The sequence below is a fragment of the Streptomyces sp. NPDC002817 genome, assembly GCF_053592055.1.
Genome location: NZ_JBSFUY010000013.1, coordinates 47,200 through 63,941 on the forward strand (window position 1 = coordinate 47,200; position 16,742 = coordinate 63,941).

16 protein-coding genes and 1 pseudogene are annotated in these 16,742 nt (G+C 68.2%); 5 read left to right on the plus strand and 12 right to left on the minus strand.

The features are described 5' to 3' along the window. The first annotated feature begins 22 nt into the window (after window positions 1-22). Both ACWD3I_RS24175 and ACWD3I_RS24180 read left to right on the plus strand, forming a co-directional pair. The gene (locus tag ACWD3I_RS24175; protein ID WP_365407494.1) at window positions 23-1,705 is read left to right on the plus strand and encodes a phosphorylase family protein; all 1,683 of its coding nucleotides are present in this window, start codon (window positions 23-25) and stop codon (window positions 1,703-1,705) included. Window positions 1,706-1,809: 104 nt separating this feature from the next. Further along, the gene (locus tag ACWD3I_RS24180) at window positions 1,810-2,625 is read left to right on the plus strand and encodes an SAM-dependent methyltransferase (protein WP_365407491.1); all 816 of its coding nucleotides are present in this window, start codon (window positions 1,810-1,812) and stop codon (window positions 2,623-2,625) included. 51 nt (window positions 2,626-2,676) lie between these two features. Here the strand turns inward: ACWD3I_RS24180 and ACWD3I_RS24185 are convergent. Next, window positions 2,677-3,899: pseudogene (locus ACWD3I_RS24185) on the minus strand (pectate lyase family protein); the annotation flags it as partial. 431 nt (window positions 3,900-4,330) lie between these two features. On the opposite strand from ACWD3I_RS24185, the gene ACWD3I_RS24190 reads away from it, so the two are divergent. Both ACWD3I_RS24190 and ACWD3I_RS24195 read left to right on the plus strand, forming a co-directional pair. Continuing rightward, window positions 4,331-5,518, plus strand: coding sequence for a right-handed parallel beta-helix repeat-containing protein (locus tag ACWD3I_RS24190; protein WP_365414092.1), 1,188 nt, complete (start codon window positions 4,331-4,333; stop codon window positions 5,516-5,518). A 50-nt stretch (window positions 5,519-5,568) separates the two neighbouring features. After that, complete coding sequence (locus tag ACWD3I_RS24195; RefSeq protein WP_365414090.1) at window positions 5,569-5,793, plus strand: hypothetical protein; 225 nt, start codon at window positions 5,569-5,571, stop codon at window positions 5,791-5,793. Between the two features lie 87 nt (window positions 5,794-5,880). On the opposite strand, the gene ACWD3I_RS24200 is transcribed toward ACWD3I_RS24195, so the two are convergent. Both ACWD3I_RS24200 and ACWD3I_RS24205 read right to left on the minus strand, forming a co-directional pair. Continuing rightward, complete coding sequence (locus ACWD3I_RS24200) at window positions 5,881-6,321, minus strand: tetratricopeptide repeat protein (protein WP_365414088.1); 441 nt, start codon at window positions 6,319-6,321, stop codon at window positions 5,881-5,883. Then, window positions 6,321-7,430: an LLM class flavin-dependent oxidoreductase gene (locus ACWD3I_RS24205; protein ID WP_451084172.1), complete on the minus strand. Its 1,110-nt coding sequence runs from the start codon at window positions 7,428-7,430 to the stop codon at window positions 6,321-6,323. Before ACWD3I_RS24205 ends, ACWD3I_RS24200 begins: the two co-directional genes overlap by 1 nt. 237 nt (window positions 7,431-7,667) lie before the next feature. Here ACWD3I_RS24205 and ACWD3I_RS24210 point away from each other — a divergent pair, with 237 nt between their 5' ends. Then, entirely contained in the window at window positions 7,668-8,039 is a 372-nt protein-coding gene (locus ACWD3I_RS24210; protein ID WP_365412620.1) for a DoxX family protein, read from the plus strand. 196 nt (window positions 8,040-8,235) lie between these two features. Here ACWD3I_RS24210 and ACWD3I_RS24215 read toward each other — a convergent pair whose 3' ends face one another. The 9 genes from ACWD3I_RS24215 to ACWD3I_RS24255 form a co-directional block, all read right to left on the minus strand. Further along, window positions 8,236-9,216 (minus strand): zinc-binding dehydrogenase, encoded by a 981-nt coding sequence (locus ACWD3I_RS24215; protein ID WP_365412626.1) that lies wholly within the window; start codon window positions 9,214-9,216, stop codon window positions 8,236-8,238. Between the two features lie 58 nt (window positions 9,217-9,274). After that, window positions 9,275-10,594, minus strand: a complete 1,320-nt coding sequence (locus ACWD3I_RS24220; RefSeq protein ID WP_365412618.1) for a replication-associated recombination protein A — start codon at window positions 10,592-10,594, stop codon at window positions 9,275-9,277. A gap of 56 nt (window positions 10,595-10,650) precedes the next feature. Then, window positions 10,651-11,067 carry a PPOX class F420-dependent oxidoreductase gene (locus tag ACWD3I_RS24225; protein WP_365412616.1) on the minus strand — a complete coding sequence of 139 codons (417 nt, stop codon included), beginning with the start codon at window positions 11,065-11,067 and terminating at the stop codon, window positions 10,651-10,653. A gap of 55 nt (window positions 11,068-11,122) precedes the next feature. Then, the gene (locus ACWD3I_RS24230) at window positions 11,123-11,485 is read right to left on the minus strand and encodes an MmcQ/YjbR family DNA-binding protein (protein WP_365412614.1); all 363 of its coding nucleotides are present in this window, start codon (window positions 11,483-11,485) and stop codon (window positions 11,123-11,125) included. 8 nt (window positions 11,486-11,493) lie between these two features. Then, entirely contained in the window at window positions 11,494-11,652 is a 159-nt protein-coding gene (locus tag ACWD3I_RS24235) for a hypothetical protein (RefSeq protein ID WP_451084173.1), read from the minus strand. 479 nt (window positions 11,653-12,131) lie between these two features. Beyond that, complete coding sequence (locus ACWD3I_RS24240; RefSeq protein WP_365412612.1) at window positions 12,132-14,477, minus strand: alpha-L-fucosidase; 2,346 nt, start codon at window positions 14,475-14,477, stop codon at window positions 12,132-12,134. Between the two features lie 175 nt (window positions 14,478-14,652). Beyond that, window positions 14,653-15,177, minus strand: a complete 525-nt coding sequence (locus ACWD3I_RS24245; RefSeq protein WP_365412610.1) for a GtrA domain-containing protein — start codon at window positions 15,175-15,177, stop codon at window positions 14,653-14,655. A 334-nt stretch (window positions 15,178-15,511) separates the two neighbouring features. Continuing rightward, window positions 15,512-15,979 carry a MarR family winged helix-turn-helix transcriptional regulator gene (locus tag ACWD3I_RS24250; RefSeq protein WP_365412608.1) on the minus strand — a complete coding sequence of 156 codons (468 nt, stop codon included), beginning with the start codon at window positions 15,977-15,979 and terminating at the stop codon, window positions 15,512-15,514. Window positions 15,980-16,129: 150 nt separating this feature from the next. After that, window positions 16,130-16,741, minus strand: a complete 612-nt coding sequence (locus tag ACWD3I_RS24255; protein ID WP_451084182.1) for an LLM class flavin-dependent oxidoreductase — start codon at window positions 16,739-16,741, stop codon at window positions 16,130-16,132. Window position 16,742: the final 1 nt, after the last annotated feature.

Consider the following 16,742-nt stretch of genomic DNA (forward strand, 5'->3'; position numbering starts at 1 on the left):
AGCCCGGAACGAAAGAGACTCCATGAGGCCACAGGCGCCCGGAGCGGACATCGTCGTCTTCAGCGCGCTCGGCAAGGAGTCGGCCGCGGTCATGGATCACCTCGAAGGACCACGTACCGAACACGAGGTCCGCGGGGCCCTGTTCGAACTCGGCGAATTCACCGGCGAACACGCCACCTGGCGCGTGGCATGCCATGAGACGGGAGAGGGAAACACCGCCACCGCAGCCCTCGTCGAACGGGCCGTGACGGAGTTCGAGCCTCACCACATCTTCTTCGTGGGCATCGCGGGCGGCCTCAAGGACGTCAAGCTGTGCGACGTCGTCGCCGCCCGCCACATCTACGACTACGAGAGAGGCAAGGACGAGGAGGGGGGCTTCCAGGCCCGTATCACCACCCATCTGTCGACCTTCGCCCTCGTCCAGCGTGCCCAGTCGGTCGCCCGCTCGGAAACCTGGCGAAACCGCATCAGGTCTCCGCTGCCCGACCGCACCCCGAAGGCCTACGTCAAACCCCTCGCCGCCGGCTCGAAGGTGGTGGCCGGCGAACGCTCCGCCACGGCTCGGCTCCTCGCCCGGCACTGCGGTGACGCGCTCGCGGTGGAGATGGAGGGACACGGCTTCCTACAGGCCGCGTACATCAACCCGGGCGTCGGCGCGCTCGTCGTCCGGGGGATCTCCGACCTGCTGTCCGACAAGGGCGAGGACAACGACGACGTCTGGCAGCCCGCTGCCTCCAGGTGCGCCGCGGCCTTCACCTTCGAGGTGCTCTCCAAGCTGCCCGCTCCCCCGGGCCGCCGACTGGGACTTGGGAACTTCGTAGGCGAGTTACGCCGGACGCGGCAGTCCGGCGGTCAGGCGACGATCGGATTCGGGCCGGATCACACGGTGGTCGTCATCGGTGGGGACGGATCGATCGAGCGGTGGGACCTGAAGTCGGGCGAGGCTCTGCCCGGTGCCCCGGGCGAAGCCGAACTGCGCCTCGGCCACCAGGCCATCACCTCCCCGTCCCGCCACAGTGTCGCCATCGCCCGCCGGACGCGCCTGGAACTCGTCCACTTCGTGGGCACGTCCGGCGAACACCGGCGGCGTACCGCGCCCCTGGCCCAGGACGAGTTCCTGGTCACCAGCGGCGGCACCGTTCTGGCGACCCATGACGGCCGCCGGCTGGCCGTGCGCGACTTCGACGACGGCCGGATTCTCCGCGAAGTGCCCTGCCCTCAGGGCCTCGCGGCATCCGCCATCAGCGCCGACGCCTCGGTTGTCGCCTTGGCTACCTCGAACAAGATCCGCGTCCACCAGCACCATCGTGGACCGGTCGAACTGGACATCCGTAACCGGCTGGGAATTCTCAAACCGGGCTGCTGGCTGAGCGTCTCCCCTTCCGGAAGGTACGTCGCGTGCGCCACCTTCCGCGAACTACGGGTCTGGCTGACGGCTGATCAAACCATTGTCCTGCACCGGGAGTTCAGCAGACACGAGAGCGTCGACAGCCTGGGGGCCCAAGGCATGCGCCTGTTCTGCACCGACGAGGGGAGAGTGCTGTGGCTTCGTCGGGGCCTGCTGTCCCAGGTGACCCACCACCCCGAGATCCGCCATCTCGAACAGGCCGGCCGTTACGACGACTTCGCCGTCCACCCCGACGGAAACCTGCTGGCGGCCGTCAGCGGCGCCAGCCTCGTTCGGACCTGGGAATGGTACGGCTGAGGCCGTCCAACCCGAACCCCTCAACGGGTGGGCGCGAAGCGGGTGTTCGGACGTAGGTTGTGCGATGAATGATCCATACCTCGGCTGAAGGACTGACGCGACTCATGACCGACCCTGTGACGACGCCCGATCCAGCGGAGCACCAGAAGATCGACACTTCTGTGCCGCACTCGGCCCGCATCTGGAACTACTGGCTGGGCGGCAAGGACAACTACCCCGTGGACGAGGCGGCCGGCGACGCCTACACCGACGTCTTCCCCGGCATCGTCACCATCGCCCGCAGCAGCCGCGCCTTCCTGCGCCGCAACATCGCCTATCTGGTCTCCGAGGCGGGGATCCGGCAGTTCCTTGATGTCGGCACCGGCCTTCCGACCGCCCAGAACACCCACGAGGTCGCCCAGCAACTCGCCCCCGAGGCACGGATCGTCTACGTCGACAACGACCCCATGGTCCTGGGCCACGCGCGTGCCCTGCTCTATTCCACCCGCGAGGGCGCGACCGCCTACATCGACTCCGACGTCACGGACCCGGACCGCATCCTCGCCGCGGCCGCGAAGACCCTGGACTTCGGTCGGCCCACCGCGCTCATCCTGAGCAACATCCTGGGACACGTCGCCGACCACGATCAGGCCCACTCCATCGTCACCCGGCTCATGGACGCGCTGCCCTCGGGGAGCTACCTCTCCATCAACGACGGCTCACGCGGCATCGACCCGGTCTTCGAGCAGGCCCAGGACGCGTACAACGACAGCGGGGCGGTTCCGTACAACCTGCGCACTGTTGAGGAAATCACCGCGTTCTTCGACGGCTTGGAACTGGTCGAGCCGGGCGTCGTCTCGGTCACGCAGTGGCGTCCGGAGCCCGGTTCGTCCGGTGCCGGCGTCATCGCCGAGCACGGCGGTCTCGCCCGAAAGCCGTAAGCGGCAACCGGCTGTACGGAATCTGCGGTCGTCTCGGCACGACCCAGGTCGCGCGATCAAGGCGGTCGTGCGGGTCGGCAACCAGGAAGTACCCATGTCGCCGTCCCGCACGTTGCCCCAACCCACCCCGGCGACCTGGTCGACCCGGCCGCGGGTGTACGTGTCTCCGGTCAGCAGCTGCCGTTCGACACCAGCAGGCCCTTGCCGGCTCCTGCCGTCCGACTCACGATGCTCGGCACGCAGGCAGTCGCGTCGAGGCTGTGGGCGTAGGGGATGCTCACCGTGGTGTTGGACTTCGGGTCGGGGCCGGCGGGATGGTTCTCCGAACCGGGGCTGGACCAGGTCACGTTGTCGAAGATGTTGCCGCTGACCTGCCAGTATCCGGCCGCGTCCGTGTAGAAGGTGCCGAGGACGTCCTTGGAGTCCTCGAAGTAGTTGTTGTCCACCTTGGCCTTGGCGCCGGCTCGCGAGTTGATGCCGGACTCGTTCAGGCTCACGTAGTGGTTGTTGTACATGTGGGCTGTTCCGCCGCGCAGCAGGGGCGCGCGGGAGTCGATGTTCTCGTACCGGTTGTGGTGGTAGGTGATGAAGCTGTTCGAGACGTCACTCTCACTCGACCCGACGAGGCCACCGCGGCCGGAGTTGCGCAGGATGCTGTAGGAGAGCGTCACATACTGGGTGTTGTCCTTCATGTCGAAAAGACCGTCGAACCCCTGCGCCTCCCCACCCGATGCTTCCAGGGTGGTGTGATCGACCCAGACGTTGCGGACGTTGCGCTCCATGCCGATGGCGTCACCGCCGTTGGACGTGGGCGAGCCCGACTTCTTGACGTTCCGGACGGTCACGTTCTGAATGATGATGTTGCGGGCGTCGCGCAGGTGGATGCCCAACTGGTCGAAGACAGCGCCGCTGCCCACCCCGATGATCGTGACGTTGCTGACCTCCTTGAGCTCGATCACGCCGGCGGCGGTGTTGCAGCTGGCGCCCGACACCTTGGTGGTGTTGCCGTGGTTGATGGTCCCCTGAACCTCGATGGTGATGGGGGTGCTGCTACTCGCCCGGCCGCACAGGGCCGCGTGGATCTGCGTCCCGGTGGTGGCCCGAACGGTCGCCCCGCCCGCGCCGCCGGTGGTCCCGCCGTTCTGGGTCGCGTAGCCGGTGGCGCTACCGGTCGCGGCCGATGCCTCGGGTATCGACAGAACCGCGCCGGTCGCGGCCGTGAAAGCCATCGTGGCCAGCGCCGCATAGAGTCGCAGTGGGAGTGGTCGCTTCATCCTCGTCTCCTCGTTCGTCTGTCGGGGCCGGCCGGTCGGTGGGCCCGCTGGTTCCGGCAACGGAACACCAGGTGCACGAGCTGAACCCCTGTGGGTAAGCGCTTTCTCGGACCGTAGGGACCTGTCACGACCACGTCAATAGTGTTGTACTGAATTTGTTCACGTAGGTGAACATGCGATGACGCGGCACTCCGTGCGGTACGCCCCCGGGTTGGCGAGTCCCAACCCGCGAGAGGCGCACCAACCCGCACGACTGAGACCTCTACCCATCACACCCCCACATTTGGGCGCGACAGCGACCATCGCACAGCATTCACAGATACAGACAATGATCATGTACAGACACCTTGACGTGACTATGACACGCTTCTTAACGTCTCCAGAAAGCGCTTTCCGGCCATCCGTTCGAGGCCTCACCCTGGAGACGAATCATGCGTCTGAAGCACGTCGCCACGTCCACCGCCCTCTCCGGACTGCTGGCCGGCTTCCTCACCTTGGGCTCGGCCGGCGGTGCGCACGCCGCGACCGACCTGTACGTGGCGCCTAACGGCAGCGACAGCAACGCGGGTACGCTCACCGCCCCGTTGAAGACCATCCAACGCGCCGTGGATCTGGCGCAGGCGGGGACCACCATCCAGGTCCGGGGCGGAACATACGCACCGAGCACAAACCTTCAGTTACTCAAGAGCGGCACGGCGAGCCAGCCCATCACGCTGCGCAACTACAACGGCGAACGCGTGATCATCGACGGCGAGAACATGCCGTACACCCCGGGAGCGGTGGATTCGAGCATTCCCCGTGCCGAGCGTGGTGCCGTTCATATCGAGGGCGAGTACTGGCGGCTCGTCGGCCTGGAGATCATCCACGGTCCCTACGGCGTGTTCGGCCTGGACACCAGCGGCAACGTCTTCGACCGCCTCGTCACCCGGGACAACTACGAGTCCGGGTTCCACCTCCAGGGCGCTTCCAGCAACAACCAGATCCTGAACCTGGACAGTTACGGAAACCGCGACCCCCGCAAGAACGGTGAGAGCGCTGACGGGATCGCCATCAAGGAGGGCGCCGGCAGCGGCAACGTGTTGCGCGGCGCCCGTCTGTGGAACAACGCCGACGACGGCCTGGACTTCTGGATGTTCGACAACTCGCCGATCCTCGTGGAGAACACGCTCGCCTGGGGCAACGGGTACAACCGGTGGAACCTGCCTGACTACCAAGGCGACGGCAACGGCTTCAAGATGGGCGGCAACGGCGTGGCTGCCAACCACACCGTCCGCAACAGCATGGCGTGGGACAACTCCGCCGGCGGCTTCGTCGACAACAACAACCCGGGCAAGATGAAGATCGAACGCTGCACCGCGTGGGACAACCTGAAGACCGGCTTCAACTTCAACCGGTCCTCCAGCACCCTGACGAAGAACCTCGCGGTGGCCAACGGCACCGACGTATCGCTGGGATCCACCTCCACAGGCACCGCAAACTCCTGGAATCTGGGTGGCAGTTGGGCACTCACCAGTACCAACGCGAGCACGATCACAGGCGCCCGGGCAGCCGACGGCTCCATCCCGTCCTCCACCTTCCTGCGCCCCAGCAACGGCGCGGACGTCGGTGCACGGTTCTGAAAAGGGCGCGCCCGAAGACTCGTCAAGAACCTGACGGAGCGGTCGTCGCTGTGCACCGCAACGCGGAGAGCCGAGTCGGCAGCCCACGGGTTGCCGACTCGGAGACAGGGGCGCAGGTCCAGATCTTCAGACTGCTCCGCATCGAGGAGATCACCGACGAGCAGCAGACCGTCGACAACGCCACCACCGGCGGCAGCCCGGAACCCGCGGGCCAGGTGCTCGCTCCCTATCCGACCCGGGCCGCCCCACGGCTCCGCGGCCGCGCCGCCCGCTGACACCCTGCGGCGGGGCACCACGATCGCGGCAGTCCACGCCGAGGGGCACCGGATCGACCGGTGCCCCTCTTCCGCGCGCCCGCCGCTTCAGGTCCGGGAGGGCAGTTCGCCCGAGAAGGCGGCGGCCATCCGCAGCCAGGGCGCCGCCTCGTCGCCACGCCCCTGACGTTCCAGGGTGCGGCCCAGCATCAGGTGGGCGTAGTGCTCCACCGGATCGCGGTCGATGACCTGACGCAACTGCTCCTCGGCGCGCCCCAGTTGGGCCGAGTGGTAGTAGGCGCGGGCCAGCAGCAGCCGGGGACCGCTCTGCTCCGGAACCTCCTCGACGACGACGGCGAGGAGACGGGCGGCGCCGATGTAGTCCCGGGCCTCGAAGAGCAGTCGGGCCCTCTCCCAGCGCTCGAGGACGCTCTCCTCGTGCGGCAGGCCGGCGCCGTTGTCGAACAAGTGCAGAGCGCTGGCCCAGCGGTCGGGTGCTACTCCGTCCGGCGCGGGGTAGTCGTTGAAGCCGTCGATGTTGTCAGCCATCAGTCTTCCCTTCCTGCCGACTCCCGGGCGTGGTCGGCGCCGCGGGCGGAGAGCAGCGAGACATGGGTGGGGGCGTCGGGCACCTGGGCCGGCCGGCCCACGGCGAACTCCTTGCGCAGCACCGGGACCACCTCCGCGCCCAGCATGTCGATCTGCTCCAGCGCCGACTTGAGCGGGACTCCGCCGCCGTCCACCATGAACAGCTGGCGCTGGTAGTCACCGGCGTAGTCACGGAAGGACAGCGTCTTCTCGATGACCTGCTCCGGGGTGCCGACCGTCAGCGGAGTCTGCTCCATGTACTCCTCCATGGCCATCCCGCCGCCCATCACCGGCGAGCGGTCGAAGACCGGGCGGAACTCGCGTATGGCGTCCTGGGAGTTGCGGCGCATGAACACCTGGCCGCCGAGACCGACGATCGCCTGCTCGGCACTGCCGTGGCCGTAGTGCGCGTACCGCTGCCGGTACAGGTCGATCATCTTCCTGGTGTGCTCCTTCGGCCAGAAGATGTTGTTGTGGAAGAACCCGTCGCCGTAGTACGCGGCCTGCTCGGCGATCTCCGGCGAGCGGATGGAACCGTGCCAGACGAACGGCGGGACCCCGTCCAGCGGCCGCGGGGTGGAGGTGAAGCCCTGGAGCGGCGTGCGGAACTTCCCCTCCCAGTCCACGACGTCCTCGCGCCACAGGCGGCGCAGCAGGGCGTAGTTCTCGACGGCGAGGCTGATCCCGTCGCGGATGTCCTTGCCGAACCACGGATAGACGGGACCGGTGTTGCCGCGGCCCATCATCAGGTCCACCCGGCCGTCGGCCAGGTGCTGGAGCATCGCGAAGTCCTCGGCGATCTTCACCGGGTCGTTCGTGGTGATCAGCGTGGTGGAGGTCGACAGGATGATGCGGTCGGTGCGGGCGGCTATCCAGCCGAGCATCGTGGTCGGCGACGACGGCACGAACGGCCGGTTGTGGTGCTCGCCGGTCGCGAAGACGTCCAGGCCCACCTCTTCGGCCTTCTGCGCGATGGCCACCATCGCCTTGATCCGCTCGTGCTCGGTCGGCGTACGGCCCGTGGCCGGGTCCGTGGCGACGTCACCAACGGTGAAGATGCCGAACTGCATCGTGATCAGCCCTTTCATAATGTTGACGCATCAACCACGACATCGTAACGCGACCCCGCGCACCCGTATTCCAGCTGCACCCGCGAGCCGTCCTCGCTGACGCCCCACTCACGGCCACCATCTAGTTGACACATCATCCTTGTCTCTCTATGTTCCTCGTGCCGAACCCGTCGACGAAACAACCAAGAGGCCATGCCCCCTCGCCGGGCACGGGCCACATCGGAGGGAACCACCCCCATGTACATCACCGCCGCGGTCCTCAGCGTGCTGCTCGCCCTTGTGTCGCTGGCCGCCGGCGTGCCGAAGGCAATGCTGAAGGGTGACGTATCCGCAGGGCTCCAGTCCCACATGGGCCTGAGCGCCGGGCTGGTCCGTTTCATAGGACTGGCCGAGGTCGCCGCGTTCGTGGGCCTGGCCGTGGGGCTCTTCTGGCAGCCTCTGGGCATCGCCGCCGCCATCGGCTTCGGGATCACGATGATCGGCGCGGTGGGCTTCCACACCAAGGCCGGCGACTACGCCGACCCCGCCACGCGCGGAAACGCCATGGCCCCCGTCATTCTCGCGCTGCTCTCCGCGGCGACCGCCGTCACACTCGTCCTGGCTATGTGAGCCCTCGGCCTCCGAGGCATCGGCCCGGCCGCCCCCGCAGCGATCGCCTACCGCGTCCCGGTCGACCGATCACCCAGGCAACGACCTACCACTCCGAGGAGCGGCTCCGGCCCCGGAAGCGCGGCGCGACCTGTCCTGCCCTGACTGTCCGTGCCGCGCTTCCGGCCTTTCGGCAGATCCACGCTTGGGGATGTTCTCAACCCGGCACCACCACGTACTTGCCCGGTGTCACACCGGCTTCCAGGTCGCTCTGCGCATCGCGCACGGACTCAAGACCCTGGTACACCTTCGCCACGCTGACCTTGAGCCGGCCTTCGGCGATGGCGCGCAGCTGGTGGCCGAACACGTCGGCCGGCAAGTCGGAAGCGGCGCCGCCGTAGGCCGTCAGCCGCACCCCGTTGGGGATGTGACCGAGGGGGCTGAAGTCCTGGATGGTCCACGTGTCCGACAGCGCGCCCGTGAAGCAGACGGTGCCGTGCACGCGGACCGATCGCAGGGTGTCCTGGAGGTCCCGCGTGCCGACCAGTTCCAGCGCGGCGTCGACGCCGTCCGGGAAGATCTCCCGCACGGTCCGGGCGATCTCGCCGTCGTCGACGATCGGATGGTCGACACCGAGCTCACGCAGCATCTGCCCCCGTTCCGGACGGCGGGTCGTGGAGAGCACGGTGGCTCCCAGGTCCTTCGCCATGGCGGCCGCGGTCAGCCCGACCGTCGACGTGCCGCCGCGGATCAGCAGAGACTGCCCAGGGCGCAGGTCGAGTCCGGTGCTGAGGGAGCCGTACGCGGTCTGACACATCTCCGGCAGCGCCCCGAGGGTCTCCCACGGCAGATCGGAGTCGAACGGGATCACCTGGCCGACCGGAACCACGGTGTACTGCGCGTACGCCCCGTCGAACGAGCGGCCCATCCCACCCATCATCGTGGCCACCTGCCGACCGGGACGCAGCCCGCTGCCGGCCGGCGCTTCGTCGACCAGGCCGACGCATTCGATGCCCGGCACGCGCGGCAGCGTCACGTCGGGGCTGGACAGGCCTTTGCGTGTGGTGACTTCGGATTCGTTGACCCCGAAGGCCTTGACCCTGATACGAACCCATCCGGGCCTGACCTTGGGCACGGGCACGTCTTTGACGACGAGTTGCTCCACACCGCCGGGCTCGGCGACCACGACGGCCCGCATTGTTCCTGCCATGGCAACTCCTTGTTCGTACGGGTGCATGTGCGCGGGTCGGCAGTCGTCAGTCGGCGGAGTCGGGGCGTTGCTCGCGCAGGGCCGACCACCGGTCCAGTCGGCGGCGGATGTGCTCCTCGTAGCCGCTGCCCGTGGGGTGGTAGAAGGTCTCGCGGTCCATGCCCTCGGGGAAGTAGTCAGCGCCGGAGAACCCCTCCGGTGTGTCCGGGTCGTACTGGTAACCCTCGCCGTAACCGATGTTCTTCATGAGCCGGGTCGGCGCGTTGAGGATGTGCGGCGGAGGCATCAGGGAGCCGGTCCGGCGGGCGCGCTGCTGTGCGGCGCCGAACGCCCGGTAGACCGCGATGGACTTGGGGGCGGTCGCCAGGTGGACGACGGCCTGCGCGATGGCCAGCTCGCCTTCGGGTGAGCCGAGACGCTCGTACACGTCCCAGGCCGCCAGGGCCTGTTGCACCGCCTGGGGATCGGCCGTTCCGATGTCCTCGTTGGCGAAGCGTACGAGCCGGCGGGCGATGTACAAGGGGTCCTCGCCGCCGTCGAGCATGCGGGCGAGCCAGTACAGGGCCGCGTCGGGGTCGGAGCCGCGCATGGACTTGTGCAGCGCCGAAATCAGGTTGTAGTGGCCCTCCTGAGCCTTGTCGTACAGCGGAGCCCGCCGCTGGATCTGCCGGGCGAGAGCGGAGGTGTCCAGCGGCGGTGTGCCCTCGGGCAGCGCCTGGAGCTGCTCGGCCATGTTGAGCAGGAACCGGCCGTCGCCGTCCGCCATGGCCATCAGGGCCCGGCGTGCCTCGTCGTCCAGCGGCAGTTCGCGCCCGGGCAGCTCCTCGGCGCGTGCGATCAGGGTGCCCAGGGCCGAGTCGTCGAGGCGTTTGAGGACGAAGACCCGGCAGCGGGAGAGCAGTGCCCCGTTCAGCTCGAAGCTGGGATTCTCGGTGGTGGCCCCGACGAGGGTGACCGTGCCGTCCTCCACGTAGGGCAGGAAGCTGTCCTGCTGGGCGCGGTTGAACCGGTGGACCTCGTCGACGAACAGCAGCGTTCCCCGGCCGATCCCGCGCCTGCGCCGGGCCGCCTCGAAGACCTTCCTCAGGTCCGCGACACCGGAGAACGTGGCCGACAGGGGCTCGAAGGCCAGCTCGGTCCGCTGCGCCAGGAGCCGGGCGATGGTGGTCTTCCCACATCCGGGCGGCCCCCACAGGATCGCCGACACCAGCCGCCCCTGCTCCACCATGCGCCCGAGGGGGGCGTCGGGCGCGAGGAGGTGCTCCTGCCCGACGACGTCCTCCAGGGTGCGCGGCCGAAGCCGGTCGGCCAGCGGGCGCTGCGTGTCCTCGTCGAACAGGGGCAGCGCTTGTGCTTCGTGCTTCATGGACGGGTCCTTGGCTCCTGGCCTCGCGGTGGATGTGGCCGGCGGCCGGGTGTTCGTCAGTCGGTGACGCCGCCGTGGGCGATGACCTTGGTGGGGTGCAGGCGGACGACGAGTTCACCGGGAACGGCATTGCGCCTGCCGAACTCCTCGGCCTGGTCCGCGCCCATGTACCGGGCACCGGCCCGGGTGGCGACGTCGAGGAGTTCGTCGAGGTCCTCGCTGAGCGTCACCTCGCCTCGCGCTTCGACGTAGGCGAACGGAGGCGCGTCGTCGGCGACGCAGAGGGAGGCACGGGGGTTGCGCCGCAGGTTGCGGGCCTTGGCCGTCGCGCCACCTGTGGTGAACAGGAATGCCTCGCCGTCGAAGACGTACCAGACGGGGGTGATGTTGGGGGTGCCGTCGGCCCCGACGGTGGCGAATCGTCCGGTGGGCGCGCCGAGGGTGACGAAGGCGTGCCATTCTTCGGTCGACATGCGGTGCATGGGCGGTCCTTGTCCGTGGTCGGTTGCTTGTCCGGTCGGCCGCCGGTCATCCGGGGCGGCGGTTGTGCGGAACCGTCTCCAGGACGAGGTGGTAGGAGTGGTCGACGAGTTCGGCGACCAGGCCTGCGGTGACACCCCTGCCGGCTCCTACGGAGATCCAGTGCCGCTTGTCGAGATAGCGGCCCGGAGTGACAGTCGGGTACTGGCCTTGCAGCAGCCGCCCGTACTCCGGTTCCGCCTTGAGGGTGACGATGAGTTCGTCCGGGTCGTCGGTGACGATCAGGAAGACCTTGCCCGCCACCTTGTAGACGTCCAGTTGCTCGGTGAACGGGCGCCCGTGGCCGACTCCCGGCAGCGCGAGTGCCGTCTCGCGCGCGGTGTCCTGGAGCTTCGCGCCGCTGAAAGGCATGAGGCGGGTCAGACGAGGCGGCCGTAGGTGTGCGGAGCGACGGGCTGCCGGGACTTCGGCAACCGGCCGACGGCCAGACGGCAGGAGTCGGTCACCAGCTCCCTCACGACCTTCTCGTCGAGGGTGTTTCCGCCCTCCAGCGTGATCCGTCCCGGTACGTCGGTCATGAGCATGAGCACCTTGTCGCGCACCTTCTAGACCTCCCACTCGGGGCCGAACGGTGCTCCAGGCCGGCCCCGGGCAATCCTTCGGCGCAGTCGGCCGCGGTCTTCTGCAGTGCTTCTTGGTCCAAGGTCGTCCACTCCTCGATTCCTGTCCGTGCCCCGACCGACGGGCCACAGCACATGGCGCCGTCTCCGTCATGATCAACACACGCGGCGGCACCGGCAACACGACGACGGCGAGCCCCGCGCTCACCATCCTCTCCCCGCGAACGACGATCCGGTCGGTACACCGCGGACACATGATGGTCGACAGACGACACGTGTCGGGACAGGCCACCCCGGATCCTTGAGACTCCCCCGCCGGTGGACATTTGCCGTCACCGGATCCTCCTTCGCGAAGAGAGCCGTGGCCCCGAACCGGTGTCGCGAGCAGGTGTTGTGCCGTCGCGACCACCGGTCGGGCTCAGGATGTCCCTCGGTTCTCACGCACGCCAGTGCACTTTGAAGACCCACGTGTGCTGTCCCGCCCTGCGTGCGGCTTCGGGGACGTCGATCACCAGCGCCCCGTTGCTGACGGTCCACGTCAGGGGTCGGCCGTGGCCCAGCATCGTCACCCTGTCGCCGGCGCGGATCGGTATCGGTGCTTCGACGGTGAGTTTGGCGCCCGGCCTCGCCAGGGAGTGGATGTAGAAGGCCTCGTCCGGGCGGACGGTGAACCGCAGGTCCTCGCCCAGTTCGGCCATCCGGGACCAGTACGTGGTGTCGTAGATCGCCTCCCCGTTGGTGCGCAGCCAGCGGCCCGTCTCACGCAGCCGGGTCTGCATGATCTCGGGGATGGTGCCGTCGGCACGCGGGCCGATGTCGAGGAGGAAGTTGCCGTTCTTGGAGACGATGTCGACGAGGCTGTGCACGACCTCCTCGGTCGTCATGTAGGCGTCGTCCGGGGTCGCCTTGTTGTACCCGTAGCTGAACGGGTCCAGTCCGCGGCTTGACTCCCACTTGGCGACGACCGTGTTGTCGTACGTCGTGTACTCGGGGGTCGTGAAGTCGTGGAAGCCGATGCCCGAACGGTCGTTGACGGTGACGTCGACGGGCCTGGCCCGGTTCTTCGCGTGGTTGAAGTACTCGGCCAGGACGTGGAGGCTGTCGTTGGCGCCGCCGATGTCGCACCAGATGAGCTCCGGGTCGTAGCCCTGGATCAGTTCCAGCATCTGCGGGGCCTGGTAGTCCTTCACGAAGTCCTTGCCCCCGGTGTAACCCGTGTAGGGCACCGGCTCCAGGGTGTACGGATTGCGCGGGGCGTGACCCATCCAGGGGTTGTCCGGGTTGAACCACTCGGGCATGGAGAAGTAGAGCCCGCGGTGGAGTTCGGGGGTGTAGCGGCGGGACGCGTCGAAGAGTTCCTTGACGAGATCCCGTTTCGGGCCCATCTTCACGGAGTTGCGGTCGGAGACCTTCGTGTCCCACAGGGCGAAGCCTTCGTGGTGCTTCGAGGTCAGTACGTGGTACTCCGCGCCCGCGTCCCGGAACAGTTCGACCCAGGCGCGCGGATCGAACTTCTCCGCCGTGAACATCGGGATGAAGTCGTCGTAGGCGAAGTTCTCGCCGTAGGTCTCGCGGTGGTACCCGTGGACGGCGTTCGCCGGGTCCTGCATGTGGTTCCAGTACCACTCGGCGTACTGCCTTCCGACCGGCGACCAGGCGGGCACCGAGTAGACGCCCCAGTGGATGAAGATGCCGAACTTGGCGCCCTGGAACCAGTACGGCGCCTGGTGGCCGGAGAGAGAGGACGCGGTGGGCTGGTAGTCGGCGACGCCGAGGGTCAACCGGCTTTCCTGCGCGGCGACTTGGGTCCCGCGTCCGGTGACGGTCACCGAGCCGTCGCGGACCGTACCGGGGGTGGTGCCCGCACGGTTACGGATGCCCACGCGGACGCGGGCCTGCTCACCGGGGTCCAGGCGGCGGACACGGGCGGCCTCGACGGTCCGGGCTCCCGGAACCTCGACACCCACCGACACGCCGTCCGCGGCCAGGACGGACACCGTCCCCGCGTTGACGACGGTGGCTTCGATGCTCTGGGCGCCGGACGACTCCAGCAGCGAGTTCGTGGACCGGGCCCCTCGCAGGGCCAGCGCGCGCCCCTGGGCGGCAGGTTGCAGGGACAGCGCGAACACATGGAGCGAGGCCTTGCTCGCCTGCGCAGGGTTCGTCACCGGGAGCGTGATCGCCACAGCGTCGCGCTGCGGGTCGAGCCACAACTCCGACGTGCCGATGCCCACACGGTGTTCGTCCTTGGTGCCGTCCGGTGTGTAGCGGTACGGCACCGACAGAGATCCACCCGTCGCGTACCAGTCGGATCCGCCGAGGGTGGCGGTCGTGGTCGAGCCGTCCGCGTAGTGGACCGTGGCCTTGCCGGAGGCGTTGCCGTAGCTGCCCGCGGTGAGGAAGAGGGCCGAGAAGTAGCGGCCTTCGGGTAGTTCCAGGCGCTGGCCAAGCGCGACGACATTGTTGTTCGCGCCCGTGTCCGAGGCCGGGAAGACAAAGTGCACACCATCGACTTCGACAGGGCCCGCGGGAAGTTCCTCGCCGGGGAACGTGTAGCCCGAGCCGTCGAAGTCGCCACCCCGTGCGGAGGCGGTGTCGATGCCGTCGTTGTCGTAGAGGGAGTCGAGTGGAACAGGGACGGGGTCGGGGACGGGAGCCCATGGCCCGGTGTACTCGGCGAGTGGTTCGACGGCGTGTGCGGCGGTGGCTGAGGCAAGGGGAAGGGCCGCGGCGGCGACTCCGGCCGCGGTGCCCAGGACCTGACGTCTCGGATACGTACCCATGAGCGGCTCCAATTCATCGGATGTCTGATGATTGAATGGACTCACCACGCTGTCAACTGCCCCGACAAAGACGAAGGTTGAGAAAAAAGGTAGGACGAAAAGGCAGGTGCTCGTCACCGCACCCTTCCGCTGCGCGGCTCTCCGCGAGTCGATGCGCGGGTCATGCGGGTCACGGTCAGGCGGCGCGGAGGAGCATCGCAAGGGCAGCCGGGGCCGCGGCGCGGACCCTGGCCGTGTGCACGGGACGGGCGGTGCGGACCGCCGTCGCGGCCTGCGAGCGGTTCCGCGCGAAGACGACGAAGCGCAGCACCGCGAACCGCGCGACACCGGCGAGTGCGGAGGCGGACAGGTAGACGACCTGCTCCAGCACCGCACCGGGCGCCGCCACCAGCAGTTGCAGGACAAGCATCGCCACAGAGCTCGCCGCGTACGCGGCCGCCGCGGACCCGGCCGACCGCACATGCCGGCTCCGGGTCGCGCGCCCGCCCGCGCCGAAGGTGAAGCGGGAGTGCAACTCGGTGGCGAGGAACGTGGAAGACACGGTGATCACGGCATTGGCCAGAGCCCAGGGAATCCAGACAGCGAGGGCCGCCACGGCGAAGCTGGAGACGATCCCCACCCCACCACCGAAGAGCACGAAGCGAGCAAAGGCAGTACCGACACCGGGTTCCGTCTGCTGACGGCTCTGCACTGTCTCCATGCCCCAGGCCCCTTGATTAACGCATCATCTTTATATGTGACGCATCAACTAGACGTCAAGGGATGTCAAGTCCATGCGGCGGCCCAAGGCGGGCGTCCCAGATGACGGAGATCGCGCACTTGAGGCGGCTGACGCGGATGCTGTTCCTCGTCCACTGACCCTTGGGTTCTTCACAGTGCGCGGTTCGCCGATGCCCAGGCGCAGGTACTCCACGGCCGTCCGGAGCCGCCAAGCGGATCGGGGTTCAGCCGTGCGCCGCCCGCGTCTCGGCGTGGCGGGCGCCCGGGAGACTCCCAGGGCGCCTTTGCCGCCAGGTGGCACCGCGACCGGTCGATCAGGCGGGGTCCTCGTCCAGCTTGGCCACCACTCGGTCGGAGATGTCGGCCAGAGTCCGCAGCTCCGCCGGGGTGACATGGTCGAGGAACAGCTCTCGCACCGCCTCGACATGCAGCGGAGCCGCCGCCTCGATCGCCACCCGCCCGGCGTCCGTGATCACCACGAACGCTCCCCGCGCGTCCTCCGGGCACTCCTCGCGGATCACCAGCCCTCTTCCGGCCATCCGAGCGATGTGGTGGGACATGCGGCTCTTCTCCCACTCGAGCGCCGCGGCCAGATCCTGGTAACGCTGCCGACCGTCCGGCACATCCGTCAGATTGACCAGCACGCCGAAATCCGCGGCCGAGAGCTTCGACTCACTCTGCAACATGCGCGACAGGCGACCCCCCAGCCGCTCATGCAACCGGACAAAGCTCCGCCAGGCGTGCTGCTCCTCCGCTGTCAACCACCGCACGTCTTCATCCATACAAGCGAGTGTAGATGAGTTGATGGGTCACCCAGTTACCCGAAGGCCTACCCGTCAGCCATGACACCTTCCGCGGTGTACTGACCCCGTTCTGGAGAGCCGTAGTGGACGTGTCCACCGGTGGGAGCAGCCGGTATCGGGACGGACCGGTCAGCTACAGGATGTCCCGACCAGCTCCCGTACGGCGGGCGCGACCTCCTCGCCGAACTGCTGGATCGCGGTGGCATCGTCACCGCCGAGGATGTAGCCCGAGATGCCGGGTTCGAGGGTGGCCTCGGCGAGTTGCTCGGCCCACTGGATGAGCGGTCCGCTGAGGGCTCCGGAGCCACCGGACGGAGAAGGGGTGCCGATGTTGAGCAGTCGGCGCACGGACGCGGGGTCACGCCCCGCCGCTTCGGCGCCTTCGCCGACGTGACGGCCGGCGCGCGCGAGTCCGGCGAGCCCGCCCTCGAAGGCCCTGAGACTGGGCAGCCATCCGTCGGCGACACGGTCGACCAACCGAAGGATCCGTGGCCGGTACGCGCCGACCCGGATGCCGATGTCATGGGCGGGCGCGGGGCCTCGTTCGGCACCCGCGACGTGGTAGTAGGTGCCGTCCATGCGCACTCCGCAGCGCCTTTCGGGGTCCCGGATCTCACGGATGATCGTGATGGCCTCTACGAGGGCGTCGACGGACTCGCCGGGTGCCGGCCGCCGATCGCTTCGATGGCGTCCCGGAATGCGCCCGCTCCCAGCGCCAGTTCGACGCGCCACGGCCGCCACG

What these genes read in the sequence shown, in the direction of transcription:
- ACWD3I_RS24175 (WP_365407494.1), top strand. Translation starts at nt 23, where the DNA reads ATGAGGCCACAGGCGCCCGGAGCGGACATCGTCGTCTTCAGCGCGCTC.
- ACWD3I_RS24180 (WP_365407491.1), top strand. Translation starts at nt 1,810, where the DNA reads ATGACCGACCCTGTGACGACGCCCGATCCAGCGGAGCACCAGAAGATC.
- ACWD3I_RS24190 (WP_365414092.1), top strand. Translation starts at nt 4,331, where the DNA reads ATGCGTCTGAAGCACGTCGCCACGTCCACCGCCCTCTCCGGACTGCTG.
- ACWD3I_RS24200 (WP_365414088.1), bottom strand. Translation starts at nt 6,321, where the DNA reads ATGGCTGACAACATCGACGGCTTCAACGACTACCCCGCGCCGGACGGA.
- ACWD3I_RS24205 (WP_451084172.1), bottom strand. Translation starts at nt 7,430, where the DNA reads ATGCAGTTCGGCATCTTCACCGTTGGTGACGTCGCCACGGACCCGGCC.
- ACWD3I_RS24210 (WP_365412620.1), top strand. Translation starts at nt 7,668, where the DNA reads ATGTACATCACCGCCGCGGTCCTCAGCGTGCTGCTCGCCCTTGTGTCG.
- ACWD3I_RS24215 (WP_365412626.1), bottom strand. Translation starts at nt 9,216, where the DNA reads ATGCGGGCCGTCGTGGTCGCCGAGCCCGGCGGTGTGGAGCAACTCGTC.
- ACWD3I_RS24220 (WP_365412618.1), bottom strand. Translation starts at nt 10,594, where the DNA reads ATGAAGCACGAAGCACAAGCGCTGCCCCTGTTCGACGAGGACACGCAG.
- ACWD3I_RS24225 (WP_365412616.1), bottom strand. Translation starts at nt 11,067, where the DNA reads ATGTCGACCGAAGAATGGCACGCCTTCGTCACCCTCGGCGCGCCCACC.
- ACWD3I_RS24230 (WP_365412614.1), bottom strand. Translation starts at nt 11,485, where the DNA reads ATGCCTTTCAGCGGCGCGAAGCTCCAGGACACCGCGCGCGAGACGGCA.
- ACWD3I_RS24235 (WP_451084173.1), bottom strand. Translation starts at nt 11,652, where the DNA reads ATGACCGACGTACCGGGACGGATCACGCTGGAGGGCGGAAACACCCTC.
- ACWD3I_RS24240 (WP_365412612.1), bottom strand. Translation starts at nt 14,477, where the DNA reads ATGGGTACGTATCCGAGACGTCAGGTCCTGGGCACCGCGGCCGGAGTC.
- ACWD3I_RS24245 (WP_365412610.1), bottom strand. Translation starts at nt 15,177, where the DNA reads ATGGAGACAGTGCAGAGCCGTCAGCAGACGGAACCCGGTGTCGGTACT.
- ACWD3I_RS24250 (WP_365412608.1), bottom strand. Translation starts at nt 15,979, where the DNA reads ATGGATGAAGACGTGCGGTGGTTGACAGCGGAGGAGCAGCACGCCTGG.